This window comes from Streptococcus infantis SPAR10 (assembly GCF_000279535.1).
Classification (GTDB): Bacteria; Bacillota; Bacilli; order Lactobacillales; family Streptococcaceae; genus Streptococcus; species Streptococcus infantis_I.
The window spans coordinates 303,976-322,358 of record NZ_ALCH01000001.1 but is presented as its reverse complement, the minus strand read 5'-3'; the positions used below and the strand labels follow the sequence as shown (position 1 = coordinate 322,358).

The 18,383-nt window shown below is 38.4% G+C and carries 18 protein-coding genes and 2 pseudogenes; 2 read left to right on the top strand and 18 right to left on the bottom strand.

From position 1 onward, the window contains the following. Nucleotides 1-50: 50 nt before the first annotated feature. The 3 genes from SPAR10_RS03635 to SPAR10_RS03630 all read right to left on the bottom strand — a co-directional run bounded on the left by SPAR10_RS03635 (nt 51) and on the right by SPAR10_RS03630 (nt 1,364). Complete coding sequence (locus SPAR10_RS03635) at nt 51-254, bottom strand: excisionase (protein WP_000814511.1); 204 nt, start codon at nt 252-254, stop codon at nt 51-53. A gap of 460 nt (nt 255-714) precedes the next feature. Continuing rightward, entirely contained in the window at nt 715-945 is a 231-nt protein-coding gene (locus tag SPAR10_RS0101840; protein ID WP_000857133.1) for a helix-turn-helix domain-containing protein, read from the bottom strand. After that, on the bottom strand, nt 942-1,364 hold the full coding sequence (locus SPAR10_RS03630) for a sigma-70 family RNA polymerase sigma factor (protein WP_000804885.1): 423 nt from the start codon (nt 1,362-1,364) through the stop codon (nt 942-944). Before SPAR10_RS03630 ends, SPAR10_RS0101840 begins: the two co-directional genes overlap by 4 nt. 504 nt (nt 1,365-1,868) lie before the next feature. Here SPAR10_RS03630 and SPAR10_RS03625 point away from each other — a divergent pair. Beyond that, entirely contained in the window at nt 1,869-2,222 is a 354-nt protein-coding gene (locus SPAR10_RS03625; RefSeq protein WP_001227347.1) for a helix-turn-helix transcriptional regulator, read from the top strand. A gap of 59 nt (nt 2,223-2,281) precedes the next feature. On the opposite strand, the gene SPAR10_RS10705 is transcribed toward SPAR10_RS03625, so the two are convergent. The 10 genes and pseudogenes from SPAR10_RS10705 to SPAR10_RS03585 all read right to left on the bottom strand — a co-directional run bounded on the left by SPAR10_RS10705 (nt 2,282) and on the right by SPAR10_RS03585 (nt 12,715). Next, complete coding sequence (locus SPAR10_RS10705) at nt 2,282-2,467, bottom strand: cysteine-rich KTR domain-containing protein (RefSeq protein ID WP_011058338.1); 186 nt, start codon at nt 2,465-2,467, stop codon at nt 2,282-2,284. 100 nt (nt 2,468-2,567) lie between these two features. After that, the gene (tet(M), locus tag SPAR10_RS03615) at nt 2,568-4,487 is read right to left on the bottom strand and encodes a tetracycline resistance ribosomal protection protein Tet(M) (RefSeq protein WP_000691741.1); all 1,920 of its coding nucleotides are present in this window, start codon (nt 4,485-4,487) and stop codon (nt 2,568-2,570) included. A 15-nt stretch (nt 4,488-4,502) separates the two neighbouring features. Continuing rightward, a pseudogene (locus SPAR10_RS11355) lies at nt 4,503-4,550 on the bottom strand (hypothetical protein); the annotation flags it as partial. A 313-nt stretch (nt 4,551-4,863) separates the two neighbouring features. Continuing rightward, a complete protein-coding gene (locus SPAR10_RS03610; RefSeq protein ID WP_025170523.1) occupies nt 4,864-5,793 on the bottom strand; it encodes a conjugal transfer protein in 930 nt (309 codons plus the stop codon). Beyond that, a complete protein-coding gene (locus tag SPAR10_RS03605) occupies nt 5,790-6,791 on the bottom strand; it encodes a bifunctional lytic transglycosylase/C40 family peptidase (protein ID WP_000769868.1) in 1,002 nt (333 codons plus the stop codon). Before SPAR10_RS03605 ends, SPAR10_RS03610 begins: the two co-directional genes overlap by 4 nt. Then, nucleotides 6,788-8,965 (bottom strand): CD3337/EF1877 family mobilome membrane protein, encoded by a 2,178-nt coding sequence (locus SPAR10_RS03600; RefSeq protein WP_000804748.1) that lies wholly within the window; start codon nt 8,963-8,965, stop codon nt 6,788-6,790. The genes SPAR10_RS03605 and SPAR10_RS03600 overlap by 4 nt, the downstream gene beginning before the upstream one ends. A gap of 2 nt (nt 8,966-8,967) precedes the next feature. Continuing rightward, nucleotides 8,968-11,415, bottom strand: coding sequence for a conjugal transfer ATPase TcpF (gene tcpF, locus SPAR10_RS03595; protein ID WP_004250836.1), 2,448 nt, complete (start codon nt 11,413-11,415; stop codon nt 8,968-8,970). Further along, the gene (locus SPAR10_RS0101835; protein ID WP_000723888.1) at nt 11,399-11,791 is read right to left on the bottom strand and encodes a conjugal transfer protein; all 393 of its coding nucleotides are present in this window, start codon (nt 11,789-11,791) and stop codon (nt 11,399-11,401) included. The genes tcpF and SPAR10_RS0101835 overlap by 17 nt, the downstream gene beginning before the upstream one ends. Before the next feature lie 88 nt (nt 11,792-11,879). Then, on the bottom strand, nt 11,880-12,377 hold the full coding sequence (locus SPAR10_RS03590; RefSeq protein WP_000342539.1) for an antirestriction protein ArdA: 498 nt from the start codon (nt 12,375-12,377) through the stop codon (nt 11,880-11,882). Nucleotides 12,378-12,493: 116 nt separating this feature from the next. Then, a complete protein-coding gene (locus SPAR10_RS03585) occupies nt 12,494-12,715 on the bottom strand; it encodes a hypothetical protein (RefSeq protein WP_001009056.1) in 222 nt (73 codons plus the stop codon). A 179-nt stretch (nt 12,716-12,894) separates the two neighbouring features. Between SPAR10_RS03585 and SPAR10_RS03580 the strand changes: the two genes are divergently transcribed. Continuing rightward, nucleotides 12,895-14,142 carry an ISL3 family transposase gene (locus SPAR10_RS03580; protein ID WP_004250832.1) on the top strand — a complete coding sequence of 416 codons (1,248 nt, stop codon included), beginning with the start codon at nt 12,895-12,897 and terminating at the stop codon, nt 14,140-14,142. Between the two features lie 256 nt (nt 14,143-14,398). Here the strand turns inward: SPAR10_RS03580 and erm(B) are convergent, their stop codons facing one another. The 5 genes and pseudogenes from erm(B) to SPAR10_RS03565 all read right to left on the bottom strand — a co-directional run bounded on the left by erm(B) (nt 14,399) and on the right by SPAR10_RS03565 (nt 18,374). After that, nucleotides 14,399-15,136: a 23S rRNA (adenine(2058)-N(6))-methyltransferase Erm(B) gene (gene erm(B), locus SPAR10_RS03575; RefSeq protein WP_001038795.1), complete on the bottom strand. Its 738-nt coding sequence runs from the start codon at nt 15,134-15,136 to the stop codon at nt 14,399-14,401. 124 nt (nt 15,137-15,260) lie between these two features. Continuing rightward, nucleotides 15,261-15,329, bottom strand: a complete 69-nt coding sequence (locus tag SPAR10_RS10695) for a 23S rRNA methyltransferase attenuator leader peptide ErmL (RefSeq protein WP_011100846.1) — start codon at nt 15,327-15,329, stop codon at nt 15,261-15,263. A 63-nt stretch (nt 15,330-15,392) separates the two neighbouring features. Then, nucleotides 15,393-15,626, bottom strand: a complete 234-nt coding sequence (locus SPAR10_RS11210) for a peptide-binding protein (protein ID WP_148842514.1) — start codon at nt 15,624-15,626, stop codon at nt 15,393-15,395. Next, nucleotides 15,609-16,811, bottom strand: a pseudogene (gene mobT, locus SPAR10_RS03570) (MobT family relaxase); the annotation flags it as partial. The pseudogene mobT and the gene SPAR10_RS11210, both read right to left, overlap by 18 nt. A gap of 177 nt (nt 16,812-16,988) precedes the next feature. Continuing rightward, nucleotides 16,989-18,374 carry an FtsK/SpoIIIE domain-containing protein gene (locus tag SPAR10_RS03565; RefSeq protein WP_004250829.1) on the bottom strand — a complete coding sequence of 462 codons (1,386 nt, stop codon included), beginning with the start codon at nt 18,372-18,374 and terminating at the stop codon, nt 16,989-16,991. Nucleotides 18,375-18,383: the final 9 nt, after the last annotated feature.

Below are 18,383 nucleotides of genomic sequence, written 5' to 3'. Positions count from 1 at the left end.
CTTGATACGACTTAATACTATTTTATCATATACAAGACCCTTTGGCGACGCTAGATTGCGTCCAATGTATCTATAATTTTTTCAAATTGTTTTCGTTTAATCTGAATACGATTGCCATTCATAATCAGCCAATTTGCATTTTTATTTTCCTCTGCCAAGCGTCGTAGCTTGTTTTCGCCAATACGAAAATATTTTGACGCTTCTTCAATGGTTAGGGTATAACGTTCCCAAATAGGAATGTCAGTCTGCTTCATAAAATCCTCCTTTCCAAATCACTTATTTGGATTTCATAAAAGTTGTTTTACCAGCAATCGAACAGCTTTAGCAAAGCTCACGGGAGTTCCACCCCTGCATGGTTCTCATGTAGCCATACTCATTGCCTGCGACGGTTTTATCACGCTCGGACTATTGACTGTATGGGAGTATCATTATCACGATAAGAATGTCGTTGCAGGCAATCCTGCTAAAGATTGCTTCTCGGATCACTAACATGAATCGCTCGCTATCTTTATAAGATAGGTCATGGCGGTTAGTTCCGTTGGCTCTTTTCTTATCGAAACGTATTCGATTACTTTTATTCAGTTTTCAAAGAACAATGGCTCGTTAGCCTATCAAAACACATTGAAAGCTCAATATGCTTTGGTGGAATAACAAACCTCCCTGTTCGGGAAGCGTGGAATGGTTTAGCACGCTTCCACGAAAGGAGAGAGGATATTACTTAATTTCAAATGACAAAATCTTTGTAATCAGTCTGGTTTCCATTCTTCCACGTAAGACTTCATCAACGACCATACTTTGATTGCCATATTCATCTTTCATAAGTCGTAGGGAACGCTTCGTTATGTACCCTCTGTAATGATGTAGAATCTGGTTAATCGCTTCGGTATCGCCATCTGTTGCCTTTACAATGAGAGGAAAGGGAATCATAGGATATTGTGTTTTCATTCTTCAAATTCCTCCATAAACTTTTTAATTAAGGCTAGTCCACTGGTTCTATGCCGATAGACAGTAGAACGGTTCAATTTCAACAGGTCTGCAATTTCTGAATCGCTCATGTCCATAAAGTAAAACAGCAGTAGAATTTCACGTTTCTTGTCTGGCAACTCACGTAATGCTTCACTCAACAAATCATTTTCAACGCCTACTGATAACCCATTGAGTGTAAAAATCTGAAAGTCAGTTGAATAGTTATCTGTTGTCGCAAACTGGCTAACAAGATAATCGCCAACATCCGAAAAGGACACCTCACGCTTTGCAATCCTTGAAAGATAAAGCATATAATTCTTTCGCTCGTCTTCCATAGCACGTTTACAGATATAGTCAAACTGATTTTCTATTGTGGTCTGAAAAGAAGATGGTTTCATGTTTCTCACCCCCTTTCTGTCTAGGAAAGGAAGTGAGCCTTGCTCGTTTATCTCCTTTCACTCTTAGTCCCAATGTGAAAGGGGGATTTGTTGCATTACTGATAAATAAACTTTGTAAAAAAGTTCTGAATAGCCAAAAAAGCATATAAACAGATTTATTTCTCTGTTTACATGCTTCTGTTATTCTATCTATATGATTTATAAAACCACATTGGTGGACGTACTTATCTATTGCAGATAGACGACTTTTTTTGACAAGAACCCAATGTAAGGAAATTTATTGTATATGATGTACTTCATGGCGACGTTGACCTCCAACAAACCGCCATTTGGAAGTAATATACAATATTTTAACAGCGTAAATAGCACTACCATATAACGGTTTTTTTTATTGGCGTTTAGTAGTGCTTTTTATTAAATATAAACCTATAAACCATATAACACGTTTTTCTATACCTGTTTTTAATTCAGTAGGAACAATAAAATGTATAGAGGTGGTCTACTATGCGTAAAAAAGAAGATAAATATGATTTTAGAGCCTTTGGTTTAGCCATTAAAGAAGCTCGATTGAAACGAGGTTTAACTCGTGAACAAGTGGGAGCATTGATTGAAATTGACCCACGGTACTTAACTAATATTGAAAATAAAGGGCAACACCCCAGCATACAAGTTCTTTATGACCTTGTATCGTTACTTCATGTTTCCGTTGATGAATTTTTCTTACCTGCTAATAACTTGGTAAAAAGCACCCGACGATTACAGATAGAGAAATACATGGATAGCTTTACAGACAAAGAACTATCCTTAATGGAATCTTTAGCCAGCGGTATCAACGAAGCAAGAAACATCGAAGACTAATTAAAAGAATCCATACATAACGGAAAGAGCCGATAAAATGAGATTGTATTAATCTCATTTTATCGGCTCTGCGTCTTTGCGTCTGGCTCTGTAATCACAGTTACTTTGAACTGCTTTATTTCAATTAAATTTTCTTGTCTGCATTTCGGACAATAGAGGGGGAATTTTTTTAATTCAGTATCTTCCCTTATCTTTAATCGTGTTTTATTTCCACATACAGGACACAATATCCACTTGTAGTTTATAATAACTATCTCCTCCTTTACACTTTAATTCAAATCTTTATTAAAAAATATTTCATCTTATTTAACAAGAAACCATATTTATATAACAACATAAAATACACTAAGTTATTTTATTGAACATATATCGTACTTTATCTATCCGACTATTTGGACGACGGGGCTGGCAAACAGGTTCACCGGTAGTAACATGGTACCCTTTTAACTCTGTTAAACAAACACTACGTCCATTTGTAAAGAAAGTTAAATCACTACGATATTCTTGAATACACCGAGCAGGGATTTCTCCACTAAGAATGACCTCATTATTTTTCAATTGAGTGTCTACGATGTTCGCACAATATTTAGGAGCATCGTTGTATGCTCGTGAAAGATATTCCTGTGGCGCATAAATTTTAAAACTAAGATATGGCTCTAACAATTCTGTTCCAGCTTTTTTTAAGACTTGTTCCAATACAATAGGAGCAAGCATCCGAAAATCTGCTGGGGTACTAACAGGGCTATAGTATAAGCCATACTTAAAACAGATTTTACAGTCCGTCACATTCCAACCATACAATCCTTGTTCACAGCCATAGCGTATCCCCTCCATAACTGCATTTTGAAACGATTGATTTAAGTATCCAAGAGAAACCGAGCTCTCATACTGTACTCCGCTCCCTAATGGAAGCTGTGCTACAGATAGACCAATGGAAGCCCAGAAAGGATTCGGTGGAACTTCGATGTGAATGGTATACTCTGCTTTTTTTAACGGTCTTTCCATATAAATGACTGTAGGCTCTTTTATTTCTATCTCCACATGATACTTTTCTTGCAGCAGAGCACAAGTCACTTCCATTTGTACTTTCCCTAAGAAAGAAAGTATGATTTCATGTGTCGCAGAATCCACATAATATCGCAGAAGCGGGTCACTGTCGGAGATTTCTAAAAGTGCATCAAGTAACATTTCCCTTTGTTGAGGTTTGCTCGGTTCAACAGTCGTTTGCAGCAGAGGGAGGGGATTTTCAATTCTCTCTCTCTGTGGCAATAGCTTTGTATCTCCAAGAACACTATTTAACTTCAAAAACTCATTCTGCAAAATAACAATTTCCCCGGAATAAGCCTTATCGATTTTACATAATTCACCATTTATTGAAGTATACATTTCTGTAATTTTTATTTTTTCCTTTTCCGATATTCTAACCGAATCTCGCAAATGCAGTACGCCACTATAAAGACGTATATATGCAAGACGCTGTCTTTTTTCCGAATACTCAATTTTGAAAACTTTTCCGCAAAGTTCAGACTGACCTCGATGTGTTGATGAATAAAATTTATTCGTAATCACTTCTATAAGGTTATCAATCCCTATATTACTTTTTGCACTTCCATGATAAAGAGGGAACAGAGAACAATTCTGAAATCTTATGCTTTCCTCTTGTTCGAGTTCCAATGCTTCTAATGATTTACCGGACATATATTTCTCTAAAAGGTCATCGTTTCCCTCTATTACCGTATCCCATTGTTCAGATTCGGTAAAGTTCGTCACACACATATTAGGATACAGTTCTACCTTCTGTTTGATTACAATTTCGGCAGAAAGTTTCTCTTTAATATCCTGATAAACCGTTGATAAATCAATTCCATTTTGGTCAATCTTATTGATAAAAAAGATTGTGGGAATCCCCATTTTCCTAAGTGCATGAAATAATATACGAGTTTGTGCTTGTACGCCATCTTTTGCAGAAATCAGTAGAATTGCCCCATCTAAAACTGATAATGAACGATATACTTCTGCTAAGAAATCCATATGTCCTGGCGTGTCTATGATGTTCACCTTCGTATTTTCCCACTGAAAAGAGGTTATTCCTGTCTGAATTGTAATTCCTCTCTGACGTTCTAAAAGCGTATTATCCGTCCTCGTTGTACCTTTGTCCACGCTTCCTAATTCTGTAATCGCTCCACTGTTATATAATAAGCTTTCTGTTAAGGTAGTTTTTCCTGCATCAACATGAGCTAAAACTCCAATATTAATAATTTTCATGTGATTTTCCTCCATTCAAAAACCCAAAAGGGCATAAAAATCCCAGTGATAAATACTTTTATCACTGGGATTTTTATGCATAACCATAGGTATACAAAGCATACAGATATTCTCTGGATACTTTAGAATCACATGATAAAGGTATTCTTAAACTGGGTACAAAAAACTAAGCCCTCCTAAAAAAGGACATCTAATTATTTGTTCCCGCTATCAAATTGACAGTTTATTTAAGAATACCTTGCCGCATATTTATTAACTCCTTTTAAATAGTCACTTAAATAATAGCACGTAAGAGCATATTTGTAAAGGAATCTCCAATTTTTTATCAAAAAGAGTACATGATTACAAAGTATCTGTAATCATGTACCAATATTTGTTATTTTACAATCTTCCAATTATCTTGTTTTTCTAATATCAACTCAAATTGCGAGATTTGGGTTGCCTTTGTTTCTTGATCTAAATATTTCACAGCGACATTCACGATTACTTGGTTATCTTTTCTGGTAAAGATAGGATTCACCAATTCCTCGAAAACATATTCCTTGTTAATCATAGGTAACACATGATTACTTACATAGTAAGTCAATTCTTTTTCTGTGGCGGTAGGATAGAGCTTGAAGAACGTCGTTAAAAACTCATTGATTTCATTGGTTGTAATGGAATCAACCGTCCCCTCACTTTCAATGGCTTTTGGTTTATAACTTGATTTCTTAGGTATGTTGGTAATGGTCGGATTCTTAACCAGTACCATATTTCCAGAACCATCTACATAGACACTCACTATATAAGCAGAGTGGACGGTCTTTGTATTTTCTCCCTCTGTAATGAGCTGGTCTACACTGTAGGTTACATTAAACTCATTGTCGCCAGTTGGCTCTACCGTCCATATCTGAAATCCTCTTACAGAAGACGATACAGGAATATCTTTGCGTACTGTATCAACATTGAGAGCTTGAAGTTCATCTGTCAGATAGCCTTTTAGACTTTCCATTCGATTATCAATGGACTTATCGGATTGCTCCCATGAATAGTAGACTTTCGCAAAGTTCTCTACAAAATTTTCTACATGATGAGTATCAACGTATTCCTTTTCTATGATAGTTGTTTCGTGAATAGTATGAGTATCTATAGCTGTAAAGTGCTTGAATATCGCAAAGCTGAAACTAAGCCCTAAAAGTACCCACAAGGCAATCACAACCTTTTTATGAGGATTGACCTTATAGACACGAGGTTTCTTTTCCTTTGGTATCTGTTTTTCTTTATTCTGATTTTTTCTAAATTTCATCATTAAATCTTCCTTTCTCATTGTTTGATTCGTCCTGCTCCCACTAAATGCTGTTGCCAGTAGGGGCTTGTTAAGTCGGCATAACCGATTGGGTCGCCTGCATGAAACATACGGTTATTGCCAAGGTATATCCCAACATGAGTAATATAAGAGCCAGCGTTATAGGTAGAATGAAAGAAAACCAAATCGCCAGCTTGTGCTTCCGATAGTGGGATATGCTGGGTCACATCATATTGCTGTTGTGCGGTTCGTGGTAAGTTAATTCCAGCTTTTCCATACGTCCATTGTGTCAGTCCGCTACAATCAAAAGAAGTAGTCGGGGAAGCTCCACCGTAAACGTATCGCCAGCCCTCATATTTCAGTGCTTCGTCCATGATGGCTTGTACCGTATCATCATCAAACTCTGTTGTGACAAGATACTGCGTTACCAGTTGCACATAAAACATATTGCCATAGTTGTATCGCCAGCCCCCATTGATAGGTATGGCTATGGGATTGGGGTAAGACACTTTTTCGCCACCTGAATACTCTTTTGAGAAACTTTGAGCCAGTTCAAAGGTATATTTATTTCCACGATTAGCCACATACCCTAAGAAACCACCACCATAATTGTAGGACTGGATAACCGATTCTAAATCTACACTGAGCCTTTCGCTACTGGCTAATAATTCACTGAAATACTTCACACCTTGCTTAATGGATTCTTCTGTACTCAATGAATTAGGTGGAAGACCGAGGGATTCCGAGGACTGCATAACATCTTCCGCAGTACCGCCCGATTCCACCTGTATAATCGCAAGAAGTATGTTGACATATTCTTCAACGCCATATTCTTTGGCATATTTTTCTACCATAGGCTTATGAGCCAGCACTTCTGCGGAAACATTCACACCTCCATAATGAATATTGGAAATTCCGCTGTCCTGTTCATCTGAAAATAAAATGGCAACAAACAGAAGCAGTGAGAAGACCATCAAGAATAATCCAGAACCACCAATCACTAAAGTTTTCAACTTCATGGTTTCTTACCGACTTTCTTAATGGTGGCGGTTTTGATTGGTGGTCTACTTCTTGTATTTTGTAGTGGTACTCTTTGAACAGTAGACGGACGTTCTTTTGTGATTGGACGTTGTGAAGTTCTATCTGCTGTAGTGGTTGAAGTTGCTGGCTTTTGAACGGTTTTTTCTTGAACGGTATTGCCTTGGCGTTCCACTTTTGGACTTGAAAAATCGGACTTAACTGCTGGACGCTCTTGTTTGGCTTGTTGAGATTCCTTATATGAAGTCTGAATATTAGACTGTTTTGAGGTCTGTTCATCATGATATTGTTCTTGTCTTGTAGTCGGTCTTTCATGAACAGAAGAAGCAGGCTGTTTTTTCTGTTTGACCTGTTCCATTTCAGAGCGACGCTTCGCAATGGTTTTTCGCCTTTGTTCCTGCTGTTCCTTGCGTCCACTGGCTCTGTCCGCTTTGGTTTGAGAAATACTACTGGTTAAATCACGGACATTCTCTTTTACTTTGGATTTTCCTTGATATACTGCATATCTTGCATTGGTCGGCAAATCTTTAACCTGTTCTTTCAAACCACTAGCAGTGTCTACCATTCTGTCTTTGGTATCAGCTACTGTACCGATGGTTTGACCGATACGTTTTCCAAGTGTTGATTTTTCCTTTCCGTCTGGTCGGGAGTGATCTGCTTGTGTCCTTGCAGAACTCCCCGAACCCGACTGTCCTTTTTTACCTGTAACAATGGCAGACCCAGCCCCTAGAGTAGTCATGGAACGTCCAAGTTTCCGCTGTAGACGGTGCATGTGAGCGTGCATAAGCATACGAGGTTTTCTCATCACACGACTTCCCACACTTTGAGAATCGTTACTCTGTAGAGAAAACATACTCATTAAATCGCCCAGCTTGAAGTAGATTCCTGCAAAGGTCACAATCTGTAGAAAAGCAATCAAAAAGAACGGATAACCAGCCGATAAGGTATAGAGCATGGTTGAAATACTAAATGCTGTCGTAATAATCAATGTGATTCCAGCTCGTGTCAAAATGGTATTAAAGAGCTTTGTTATGGCTCGTTTTGACATACCATCAAATGATGGAATCATGCTTAAAATAAAGCTCACAGGCAGAAACATAGCATAGATGATAAAAAGTACCTGCGAGAAAATCATGATTCCTGTTAATAGGAATACAAATATGGAAATCCCAATATTGAAGACAAATAGGAAGAAGACTGTACCTAAACGGTTAATGGTCTTTGTAATGGTTAGATTGGTATTGCTTCTGTCTTCAATTTCTTCCGCAACAATTTTTTCTCTGTCTTCGCCATTGTTGGAATCTGGGCTGGTGGAGAGCAGGCTTTCCACACGGTCAATACCGATACTTTCAATGTCTGAACTGTTGTATTGAAGCAGTAGCCACGGTTGCTGAACCTGTATGGAAAACAGGCTATCTCTGATTAAGTCCACGCTGTCCTTGCCTTGACTATCGGAATGGGGCATGACAATCTTCGTGCCAAGTGATAAACTGGCATTACTGATGTCTGATGAAAAGTCATTGATTTTTTTAATGTAGTCGGGAGCGTAGGCAATAAAGGAAGCCGATAGGATAAACACCAGCACAAAATTCATAATGGCATGAATTGCCTTTGTGGTTTCTCTCTTTATCAGTCCCGTATAGGCAACATAAACCCCAAGAACCAAAATCAAGAGTAAGAGGAATCCAACATAGAAACCCTCTGTTGAAAATCCGTTTGCACTCACACCAGCTAAGGTCTGCATATTCTTACCAATGGAATCTGCTGTAGCGGAAATGAAGTCTAAGGAATAGGCTTCCTGTACTAAGTAACCTGTCGCATTGGAAACATACAAACTGATTGTCCAAATAAAATTGGTAATGGCATATAGTCCATACATGACCTGTTTTCCAATCCCGTCCGACCAGTTCCACGGAAGCCAGCCCCAGCTATTATCCACATAAAAATCCAGTTGATAGTTTTCAAGTGGGTATCGGCTGTATTCATTTGCCACATTGACCGTATCATCTACCAAGCCCGCAGCTTGAACCACCGTTCCCAGCATGGCTAAAAGAAAAATGGCAATCACAAGTGTGAAAGCCACTGTCATTGCCACTTTACCTAGACGTTTCAGCGTCCAGTTTGATTTTATTCTGTTTACTATTGATGGTTTCACATTTACACCTCTTTTCGCACAGGTGGTCTGGTATCAAAGGCATGGAGCAGTTCTTCAAATACAGGGTGGAACTGTATCACACCGACACGACCATATAAATCACTGATAAGGCATTGCCCGTTTTCCAAATCACGCAATCGCTTCTGATTGTTTTCGTCCTCTGGGTCTACACCAAAAAAGGCTAAGGTCTTTTTAATCTCGTTAAGGTCAGTGGAACGAAATGCAAATTTTAAGCCGAGGTTATTTTTCAGTTTTTCATCTAAGAGGTCGTCTGTATTTTGGGTCACGAAATATACCCCAGCGTTCATAGCACGACCAGCCCGAACCAGCTTCATAGATAGTGTTTTTCCTTGTGCTACCTGTAAAAAGCTCCATGCTTCGTCTAAATCTACAATCTTGAAAATGCTTCGGTCTGTATGGATAAAGTCTAAAGCAAAGGTACTAATGACAATCAGCATAGCAACGGATAAAAGCTCCATAGTGGTATATTCCTCAAAGGAAGTTTCCTTGTCGGGAAGTACCAAGTCCGCAACCTGTATAATGTTCAGTTGTTTTTCTAAGCTGATAGACTGCTCCACATAACCATTACTGAATAATAAATGTGCAAAGTCATAGTCTGTAAAACTTTCGATATGGTCGGCTATACTGGTACTTAGTGGCGTATTCTCAACCCGTAATTCCTCAATCACTTTCATCAACCCTCGTACTTCACTATTGGTTACTGCACGAATGGCTTTTCTAAGGATTGGGAAGCGTTCCCCATCACGAGAGGAAATCCCCGTAAGGAATGTCAGAATATCAATAGCCAGTGATTCAGAATCTTTGGGATTTTTCATAATCACATAAGGGTCAAGTAAGCCTTTGTTTTTCTCATCAGAAGTCAGAGTGACGATATTGATTTCATGGGAAATCTCTGGCAAGGTTTCTTTCCATCTGCCACGTTCTGCTTTTGGGTCTACAATCACTGCTTGTGCCCCATAAAGCACCGCATAATAGACGATAAGGTTATTCGCAAAGGATTTACCACCACCCAGCGAACCAACAAAAGCCGACGCTAACGCATTGGTTACTGAACCCTTAACCCCTTGACTGGCAAGAGCAGGTTTCAGATAGACATTGCGTCCAGTATCTAAGCTGTAGCCAACATAAATCCCCTCATTTTCCCCCAGCATTTGAGTAGCACCAAAACCTAAACCAGCGAGGAAATCAGAGGTCACGTATTGAATATAATCATTCATATAACGCTTGCTGGCAGGTAAAAATTCTTCATGTAAGCCGAGCATATCCCCAAATGGTCGTACCAGTTTTACGCTTAAATCGTCATAAAAATCTTTCACTTCATTACAACGACGTTTGAGTTCGTCAAGATCATTTGCTGATACCCTTACCACATAAGACAGCTTGTACATAGATTCCTTGCTTTGGTCTAAATTGGTTTCCAGCTCATTCACACTTTCCAGAGCTTCCGCCACATTGGAGCTGGTTTCATTATCACTTTGCCAAGCGTGGTTATCCAAGTCTTTCAGTTCTTTCTTTTTATTGCGGACAGTAGATAGGGCTTTACGATTCGCTACAATTTCCACATTCATTGACGTATCAATCGGGAATGTAAATTGCTGTTGCTGGTAGTAGAAGATTTCAGAGGACGGGAAGTCCAGTTCTCCGACAATGCTGTTAATGGTAAAGTAAGCTACATAGACGGTTTCATCTTCCTGCTGGATTTTCAAATATCGCTGTTTTTCTTCCACCAAACAGCGAGTAGGCTTAATCAAGTCATAGTATTTAATCAGCGTTTCATTATCCAGCTTTTTCTTTGATAGATGGTACTCATACTCTTCATAGGCAGTGCCTGTCTGTCCGTAAAGGTGTTCAATCAGATAGCCGAAGTCGTCCTTATCTAACCTGCGGATTTTGAAACGACGAGAGATTTTATTTTCTAAGAGCTTTTCCATCTTCTGAAAACGCAGGATTTCATCATTACTCATACTAACAAAATCGCCCATCAGCTTATGGTTCACATCATAGACAAAATCAGACAAAGCATTTTTTGCTTCAACGGTAAGACTTTTCATAGAAAACTCCTGATCGTTGAGAAGCAACTTAAAGCCGATAAAGAAACGGTAGTTCACTTGATTTTCGCCAATCATGGATATTAAAGCGTCTGTCTGTTGGTCGATTTTGTCATAGGCAACCGCTTTGAGCTTGCCAGTGACTTCATTTTTGGAACGCTCTTGTGCAGAACGTATGCTGGATTCTGTACTGATTTGTAAAGCATGAATTTTGCCATCACGATTTTGTGCGATAAGCTGTCTGAAAGAATCATGCACTTGTATTTTCTGTTCTGGACTTAGAAATGAGTAATTGTAAAGAACAAGCTCATAGTAAGCATAACATTCCCCGTCTTTATTCCAGACGAGATTGTTTTCAATGTATTTAATTGGATATGCCATAAAATTCACTCCTAACTGCTGTAATGGCTTCTTGTGGCTGGTTTCTGCCAAGCGTTACTTTTTTTCCTGCATAGGTCAGCTTTGGTCGCAGTGCATAAGCAATGACAGACTTCAAAAATCCATAAGGCTTTTTACCATCAAAAGTTTTTGTAGACATAAACCATGTGAAAGCCACAGGAATCCCAAAGTATTTGAGAAATGCTCCCTCTATCATGGAAAGAGGGGGCAAGTTGCCAAGTATCATCACTGCAAAGAGTGACACGACAAACCATGTCATTTGCGTAAAGGTTATGGGAAACGGAAGTCTAAAATCATTGATAGAATACAGTACCTTTTCCACAGACCAGATACTGGTATAGCTTCGTATTTTCTTCATGTAATCAATCCTTTCATAAAAAATAGGGGTAGCTGATTGAGCCACCCCGTAAAATAGAAAATCTTCCAGTAGTAATGTACCGACAGATTTAATAGACGATTTCAAAAATCCCATGATTGGTTGAGATAAACGTTCCTGAAAGGTCTAAATCCCGACCATAGGCTTGATAATCAATATAGTTTTGAAGACTAGCTGGTACTTCGCCTAAAGCACCCGTTTCTTCAATGTAGTAGCGTGCCACGTCATACATATCATCACAATCGGAATGAATGATAATATCCTCTTGATGTTCGCTTAGTTCTTCAATGCTTGAAAAATGAGTGAGCAGAGCAGATAGCTCCGATTGTAATTCTTCGGGTAATTCCGATACCATTTCCCATAGTCGATTGAGTTCGCCAATGGAAGTGTATTCGTCAACCGTAAAGGGTAACTCGTAGTCATGAATGGCGTATTCCTCATATTCATCATTCAAGCCGATTTTCTCTTTGACTTCCTCAAAGTCAATGGGAAAGGTAAACCACGCACCGACCAATTCGCCCTCATTGTATTTGCCTAAATTCGCAATATAGACTTGCATATCGTCCATATATTCACGTCCTTTCTTTGTAGAGATTCAAAAATCCCTACCGCACTTCGTTTGGTGTACCATTCCTTTGCGGAACATAAGAAAACCACTTATATTCCACAAAAGAACGGTTTTATTTAAGCACCAATAATGCGATTGAATAGCTCTAGTAAAATGTCTTTTACTCCAGCAGCGTTGAAGACTAAGCCAACCGCAATAATCGCAATAATTAAAAAGCCAATCAGTTTGCTAAACTCACGCTTGAAGCCAAGATACAAGCCAATCACAACGATTGCTAAAAGCACCAGTGATTGAGCGTTTGATAGAAACCAGTTATAAAGGTTTTGTCCAAAATTCATAAAAATGTTCTCCTCTCTATATTCAATGAATTTGTATTTGAGTTATTTTTTTGGGGTATACACTTTCTGGTATGGATAGAGATTCCATGCCAGATTTTTTTATACAAAAAAGAGGACATTTGCTGTCCCCTCGTTATACAATCAATTCACCACAAAAATCATGAAAGAAGGTTAAACAAATGTCCCATAATGATTCTATCCTAAATATTCTTGGAATTAAAGATAAAAATATTAAAATTATTTCTGTTGAAGAAGCTGAACACAACAACGATTCTGTTAAAGAGTATATAACGCTAATAACAGCTACTCTTTCTTATCCGATTAATCGTTGTCGTAACTGTGGCTTTCCCACAGTTAATAAGGATGGCTTTCGCAAAACTCATGTACGACTGGCAAGTTTAAATGGGAGAAGATATGAACTAGAGCTTCGTAAACAACGCTATAAATGTAAATCATGCCATACTACTTTTGGTGCTATTACTAATTTAACCAAAGAAAATCAAACCTTATCCAGTGATCTCAAAAATCAAATCATGCTTTTAGCTCGTAAAGGCTTATCTGGTCAGCTTATTGCTGAAATGTGTCACTGCTCTCCTAGCAGTGTTCGTCGAACAATCTTAGAGCGCATGGAACCACACTATCGTGTGGCTAAGTTGCCTAAGCATCTATGTTTTGACGAGTTTCGTTCAATTAAGTCTGTGATGTCCTTTATCTGTTGTGACGCTGAAACCCACCAAATTGTCACAAAGTTACAGGATCGTCTATCACCTACCATTGTTGATTATTTTGAAAGTCGTTATTCAAAAGCCGAACGCGAATGCGTTCAATCAGTTGTAATTGATTTAAATGCTCAATATCAAAGTTTTATCTATCGCCTTTTCCCTAATGCCAATATCATTATTGATCGCTTCCACCTTGTACAATTAGCTGGTCGCGCTTTGGACAATTGTCGTATCTCTATCCTAAAGCAACTTGATAAACAGAGCCAAGAATATAAAATTATGAAGTCACATTGGAAGCTATTCCATAAAAAAGCTGAAGATCTTCACCCTGAAGAAGTAGTTTTTCTTCGCGGCGTTAAACAATATATGACTCGCCAAAATGCTGTTGATCTCATTACTAGTAAATTTTCCAAGTTCGCTGAAGTATACCAAACTTACCAAGATATCACGAAAGCCCTAAACGAGCGCAATAGTGAATTACTAGAGTCAACCATCTTAGACTACCAAAAAACCAATACAGAAATGGATACTGCTATTCAAACCCTTCGTCAAAACAGAAAATATGTCTTAAATAGCGCTAAATTTGAATACTCTAATGGTCCTTTAGAAGGCATCAATCGCAAAATCAAAACCCTAAAACGAACTTGTTATGGTTTTGCCAATCAAAAATTTTTCTTTTTAAGAATCGTTTGTATTTTTTCGTAAAAAAATACCCCCTACATTTTCGTAGGAAGTATTTTTAGTCAACCATACCAGTTGACAGATATCCCACTTAGGACATTTTCCTACAAGGGGTCCCGAGCGCTTAGTGGGAATTTGTACCCCTTATCGATACAAATTCCCCGTAGGCGCTAGGGACCTCTTTAGCTTCTTGGAAGCTGTCAGTAGTATATCTAATAATTTATCTCCATTCCCTTTAGTAACGTGTAACTTTCCAAATTTAAAAAAGCGACTCATAGAATTATTTCCTCCCGTTAAATAATAGATAACTATTAAAAATAGACAATACTTGCTCATAAGTAATGGTACTTAAATTGTTTACTTTGGCGTGTTTCATTGCTTGATGAAACTGATTTTTAGTAAACAGTTGACGATATTCTCGATTGACCCATTTTGAAACAAAGTACGTATATAGCTTCCAATATTTATCTGGAACATCTGTGGTATGGCGGGTAAGTTTTATTAAGACACTGTTTACTTTTGGTTTAGGATGAAAGCATTCCGCTGGCAGCTTAAGCAATTGCTGAATCGAGACTTGAGTGTGCAAGAGCAACCCTAGTGTTCGGTGAATATCCAAGGTACGCTTGTAGAATCCTTCTTCAACAATCAGATAGATGTCAGACGCACGGCTTTCAAAAACCACTTTTTTAATAATTTGTGTGCTTAAATGGTAAGGAATATTCCCAACAATTTTATACCTCTGTTTGTTAGGGAATTGAAACTGTAGAATATCTTGGTGAATTAAAGTGACACGAGTATTCAGTTTTAATTTTTCTGACGATAAGTTGAATAGATGACTGTCTAATTCAATAGACGTTACCTGTTTACTTATTTTAGCCAGTTTCGTCGTTAAATGCCCTTTACCTGTTCCAATTTCGTAAACGGTATCGGTTTCTTTTAAATTCAATTGTTTTATTATTTGGTTGAGTACTTTTTCACTCGTTAAAAAGTTTTGAGAATATTTTATATTTTTGTTCATGTAATCTCTCCTGAAGTGATTACATCTATAAACAAATACAGAAGTTAAACGATTTGTTTGTAATTTTAGTTATCTGTTTAAAAAGTCATAAGATTAGTCACTGGTAGGAATTAATCTAACGTATTTATTTATCTGCGTAATCACTGTTTTTAGTCTGTTTCAAAACAGTAGATGTTTTATCTACATTACGCATTTAGAACACCAACATGACGAATCCCTCCTTCTTAATTACAAATTTTTAGCATCTAATTTAACTTCAATTCCTATTATACAAAATTTTAAGATAATGCACTATCAACACACTCTTAAGTTTGCTTCTAAGTCTTATTTCCATAACTTCTTTTACGTTTCCGCCATTCTTTGCTGTTTCGATTTTTATGATATGGTGCAAGTCAGCACGAACACGAACCGTCTTATCTCCCATTATATCTTTTTTTGGATATCTGTCAACTGGTATGGTTGACAGATATCCTTTTTTTGTTGTTATCACGTCCTGTTCTTTTACTGACTGTTGCTTCAAAATCTGCTTGTGTCGGTCTGTCAGTTTCGCATGGTCGAGAATGTCTTTTACAACCTGCGTCTGGTTGATTTCATCAAGTTTAATCGCAACCTTTAAGGTCGGGGCAACTTGATGAGATAGCCAGTTCAGCGTCCTTTGGAAGGAGTAAGGCTCTGGTTTTGTGGTTAGTTTTAATCGTTCACGATTGTTCCCAATAAACCAAGCCCATTCTTCATTCAGTTTCCAATCAGAACGAGGTTTGGAATCGTCTTTATCTACAAAACGGATATACCGATTGATAATTTTAAAGGCGGTATGCTCTGGATTGTCATAGACGAGTAAATCACGGACTGCATAATAGGCACGCTCATTTTTCAATCGAATCTCAAAACGGTTTTTTACTTCTGCGTCTTCAATGGGAATATCATTTTTCTTGTACTGCTCGTAGTCCTTTTCATAGATACAGAAATAAACTTCACTTTGTAATGAACCGATATAGAGGGTGTTTCCCATACATTCCTTTTCCTCTTTGCGTACCAGTTCGCCACTGCGATAGCTTTTAAAACTGCGGAAGACGGAGATACATTCTTCCTGTTGGCACTTTTCAGTGAGTACAGGGATATTCAAAATCCCTGTCTTATCGTTAATGGCAAGGTCAAGGCGTTTCATCACACCGCCAGCCACCAAAACGTCCATAAAGAACTCATACCAGCTTCTTTGTTGTGCCAGAAGATAGCTTTCAAATTGTCTGCACCCACGACCTTTCAATTCCACCAGAACTCCTTTGTCCAGTTCATGGGAGCAAAGGACGAATATGTCGCCTAAAGCATAATGCTCTGAATAAGAATAGAAACCATAGTCCTCATGAAGAAAATAGGACAGTTTCAGTTGTAAGATGTTTTCGACCACCTGCTGTACGTCTGTTGTCGGAAAGCGAATCCTTACATAATCAAACAGCATTTCAAGGGGAGCGTCGGGATTGAAGCGTTCCAGAGCTTCCCAAAGGGACTGCTGTAAATCCTCTGATGGCTTGACTTTTCCTGTTTCAATATCGCTTAGATACTGCCTTGTAATACCAGTCGCAACAGCTAAACGGTTTTGAGATAGTCCATAAGCCAAGCGTTTTTCTTTTAAATGCTGTAACCAAGTTTGTTCATTCAGTAAAAATCCCTCCAATCAAAAAGGCGTATGTCAACTTTTAAAGCCCATTTGACATACGCTGAAATTTTGTAAATCCCTTGTAACCAAAGGATTTTCTAATGTTTTTTTGACTGTTTCCTGTCGATTTGTACCCCCCTGTTAGATACGGGGGGTTAAGTGCTGGCGTGGCTATTGCCACACCAGCCAGCAAGATCAGTCCACACCTGCGACTTCCGCTTCGCACGTCGCCTGCGTGGACTGTCTGCTGTTGGATAACTTTTTAATTTCCTCCAAGAAATCATATCCTTTTGGTACAAGGGGAGTATAAAACTCTGATATGACACTTGTTCCTACATCAACATAGCCACGACCTTTGATTCGCTTTAAGAAGAAATCCTTTTGTACGTCACTGCCAAACATCATGCCATAGCCCATTTCAGACATACGACCTAAAGCCACTCTGAAATTAAACTGATCACGGATTCCGTCGCCTAAATATTTTGCGTCTGGACGTTGACAAGCCAGTATTAGAAAGAAGCCAGCTTGACGACCTAACATGACAATCTGTTTCAGCTTATTCATAACTGCGGTGTTTTCTTTTGTTCCCAGCATTTCCATGAAAGCGACGTATTCATCAAAGATTAAGAAGTGTGCCGGGAGACCTAAGTAAGCATAATTTTTGCCAGTCTTATAGTTCTTCATCTGCTTCATTTCCTCACTACGTTTCATCATTTCTTCATAGAATGTTTCAATGCAAGAAAGCAAGTCTTCTTTTCTATAGTAGACATTTGCCATCACAGAACCTAAGTCCGCAAGGTCAGCATTTTTCGGGTCAAGAATATACAGTTTTGAATCTGTATGAAGCAAGGCTTCAATCAGTGTCAGTATAAAGTAAGTTTTACCGCCACCTGTACCACCAGCAATCAACATATGAGGGAGCTTATCATATTCCCACCATACGTTTTTCATTAAGCGAAGTTTACCATCTTTAGCTTCTACTTCATCAATAGAAATACGACTGGCTATGGTGTCATAGAGCAAAGTATATTCCACATAGGAATCCTTTAACTCTTTATCCGTCAGCTCACAGTACAAGCCACTCTCTAATTTCTTTTCCAAGTGTAAGAGTTGGTCTTGATATTTTCCCAGCGTGATTTCCACCCGTATCTGTATCAAGCCATTTTTAAGTCGATAATACATTTTAGGGAAGTAGGTTATCTTTTCCTTTGTACGACCAGCACTATCTTTAAAGAAACCCTCTGTTTTGACCTGTTCAGATTCATACCACTTGTTTTCAAGTATCAGCTTTGCCAGTTTTTGACGGTGGTAAAGTTGTTTAACCGTATCATAGCGAACCCGTTTGAATACAAACGCTACCAGCAAGCAGATAAGAATTGCGACACTGAAACTGATAATTAAATAGGGAATGTCAATCTTATCTGCTTGTGATAGGTTAAAATCCTGCCAGTTGATCTGCTGGATTGTCTTCACATGAAACAGTCCGACAACCAGCAGGAAAACAGGCAGGAGTGACGCTATCGTAAAATGAAAGACTAAATCTTTACCAGATGGGCGAATCCTTTTACCACGCTGTTTCATGCGAAAAAG

Excerpts from the sequence above, each read along its gene's own strand:
- SPAR10_RS03635 (WP_000814511.1), bottom strand. The coding sequence starts at position 254 with ATGAAGCAGACTGACATTCCTATTTGGGAACGTTATACCCTAACCATT.
- SPAR10_RS0101840 (WP_000857133.1), bottom strand. The coding sequence starts at position 945 with ATGAAAACACAATATCCTATGATTCCCTTTCCTCTCATTGTAAAGGCA.
- SPAR10_RS03630 (WP_000804885.1), bottom strand. The coding sequence starts at position 1,364 with ATGAAACCATCTTCTTTTCAGACCACAATAGAAAATCAGTTTGACTAT.
- SPAR10_RS03625 (WP_001227347.1), top strand. The coding sequence starts at position 1,869 with ATGCGTAAAAAAGAAGATAAATATGATTTTAGAGCCTTTGGTTTAGCC.
- SPAR10_RS03610 (WP_025170523.1), bottom strand. The coding sequence starts at position 5,793 with ATGAGAAAGGAAGATTTAATGATGAAATTTAGAAAAAATCAGAATAAA.
- SPAR10_RS03605 (WP_000769868.1), bottom strand. The coding sequence starts at position 6,791 with ATGAAGTTGAAAACTTTAGTGATTGGTGGTTCTGGATTATTCTTGATG.
- tcpF (WP_004250836.1), bottom strand. The coding sequence starts at position 11,415 with ATGGCATATCCAATTAAATACATTGAAAACAATCTCGTCTGGAATAAA.
- SPAR10_RS0101835 (WP_000723888.1), bottom strand. The coding sequence starts at position 11,791 with ATGAAGAAAATACGAAGCTATACCAGTATCTGGTCTGTGGAAAAGGTA.
- SPAR10_RS03590 (WP_000342539.1), bottom strand. The coding sequence starts at position 12,377 with ATGGACGATATGCAAGTCTATATTGCGAATTTAGGCAAATACAATGAG.
- SPAR10_RS03585 (WP_001009056.1), bottom strand. The coding sequence starts at position 12,715 with ATGAATTTTGGACAAAACCTTTATAACTGGTTTCTATCAAACGCTCAA.
- SPAR10_RS03580 (WP_004250832.1), top strand. The coding sequence starts at position 12,895 with ATGTCCCATAATGATTCTATCCTAAATATTCTTGGAATTAAAGATAAA.
- SPAR10_RS03565 (WP_004250829.1), bottom strand. The coding sequence starts at position 18,374 with ATGAAACAGCGTGGTAAAAGGATTCGCCCATCTGGTAAAGATTTAGTC.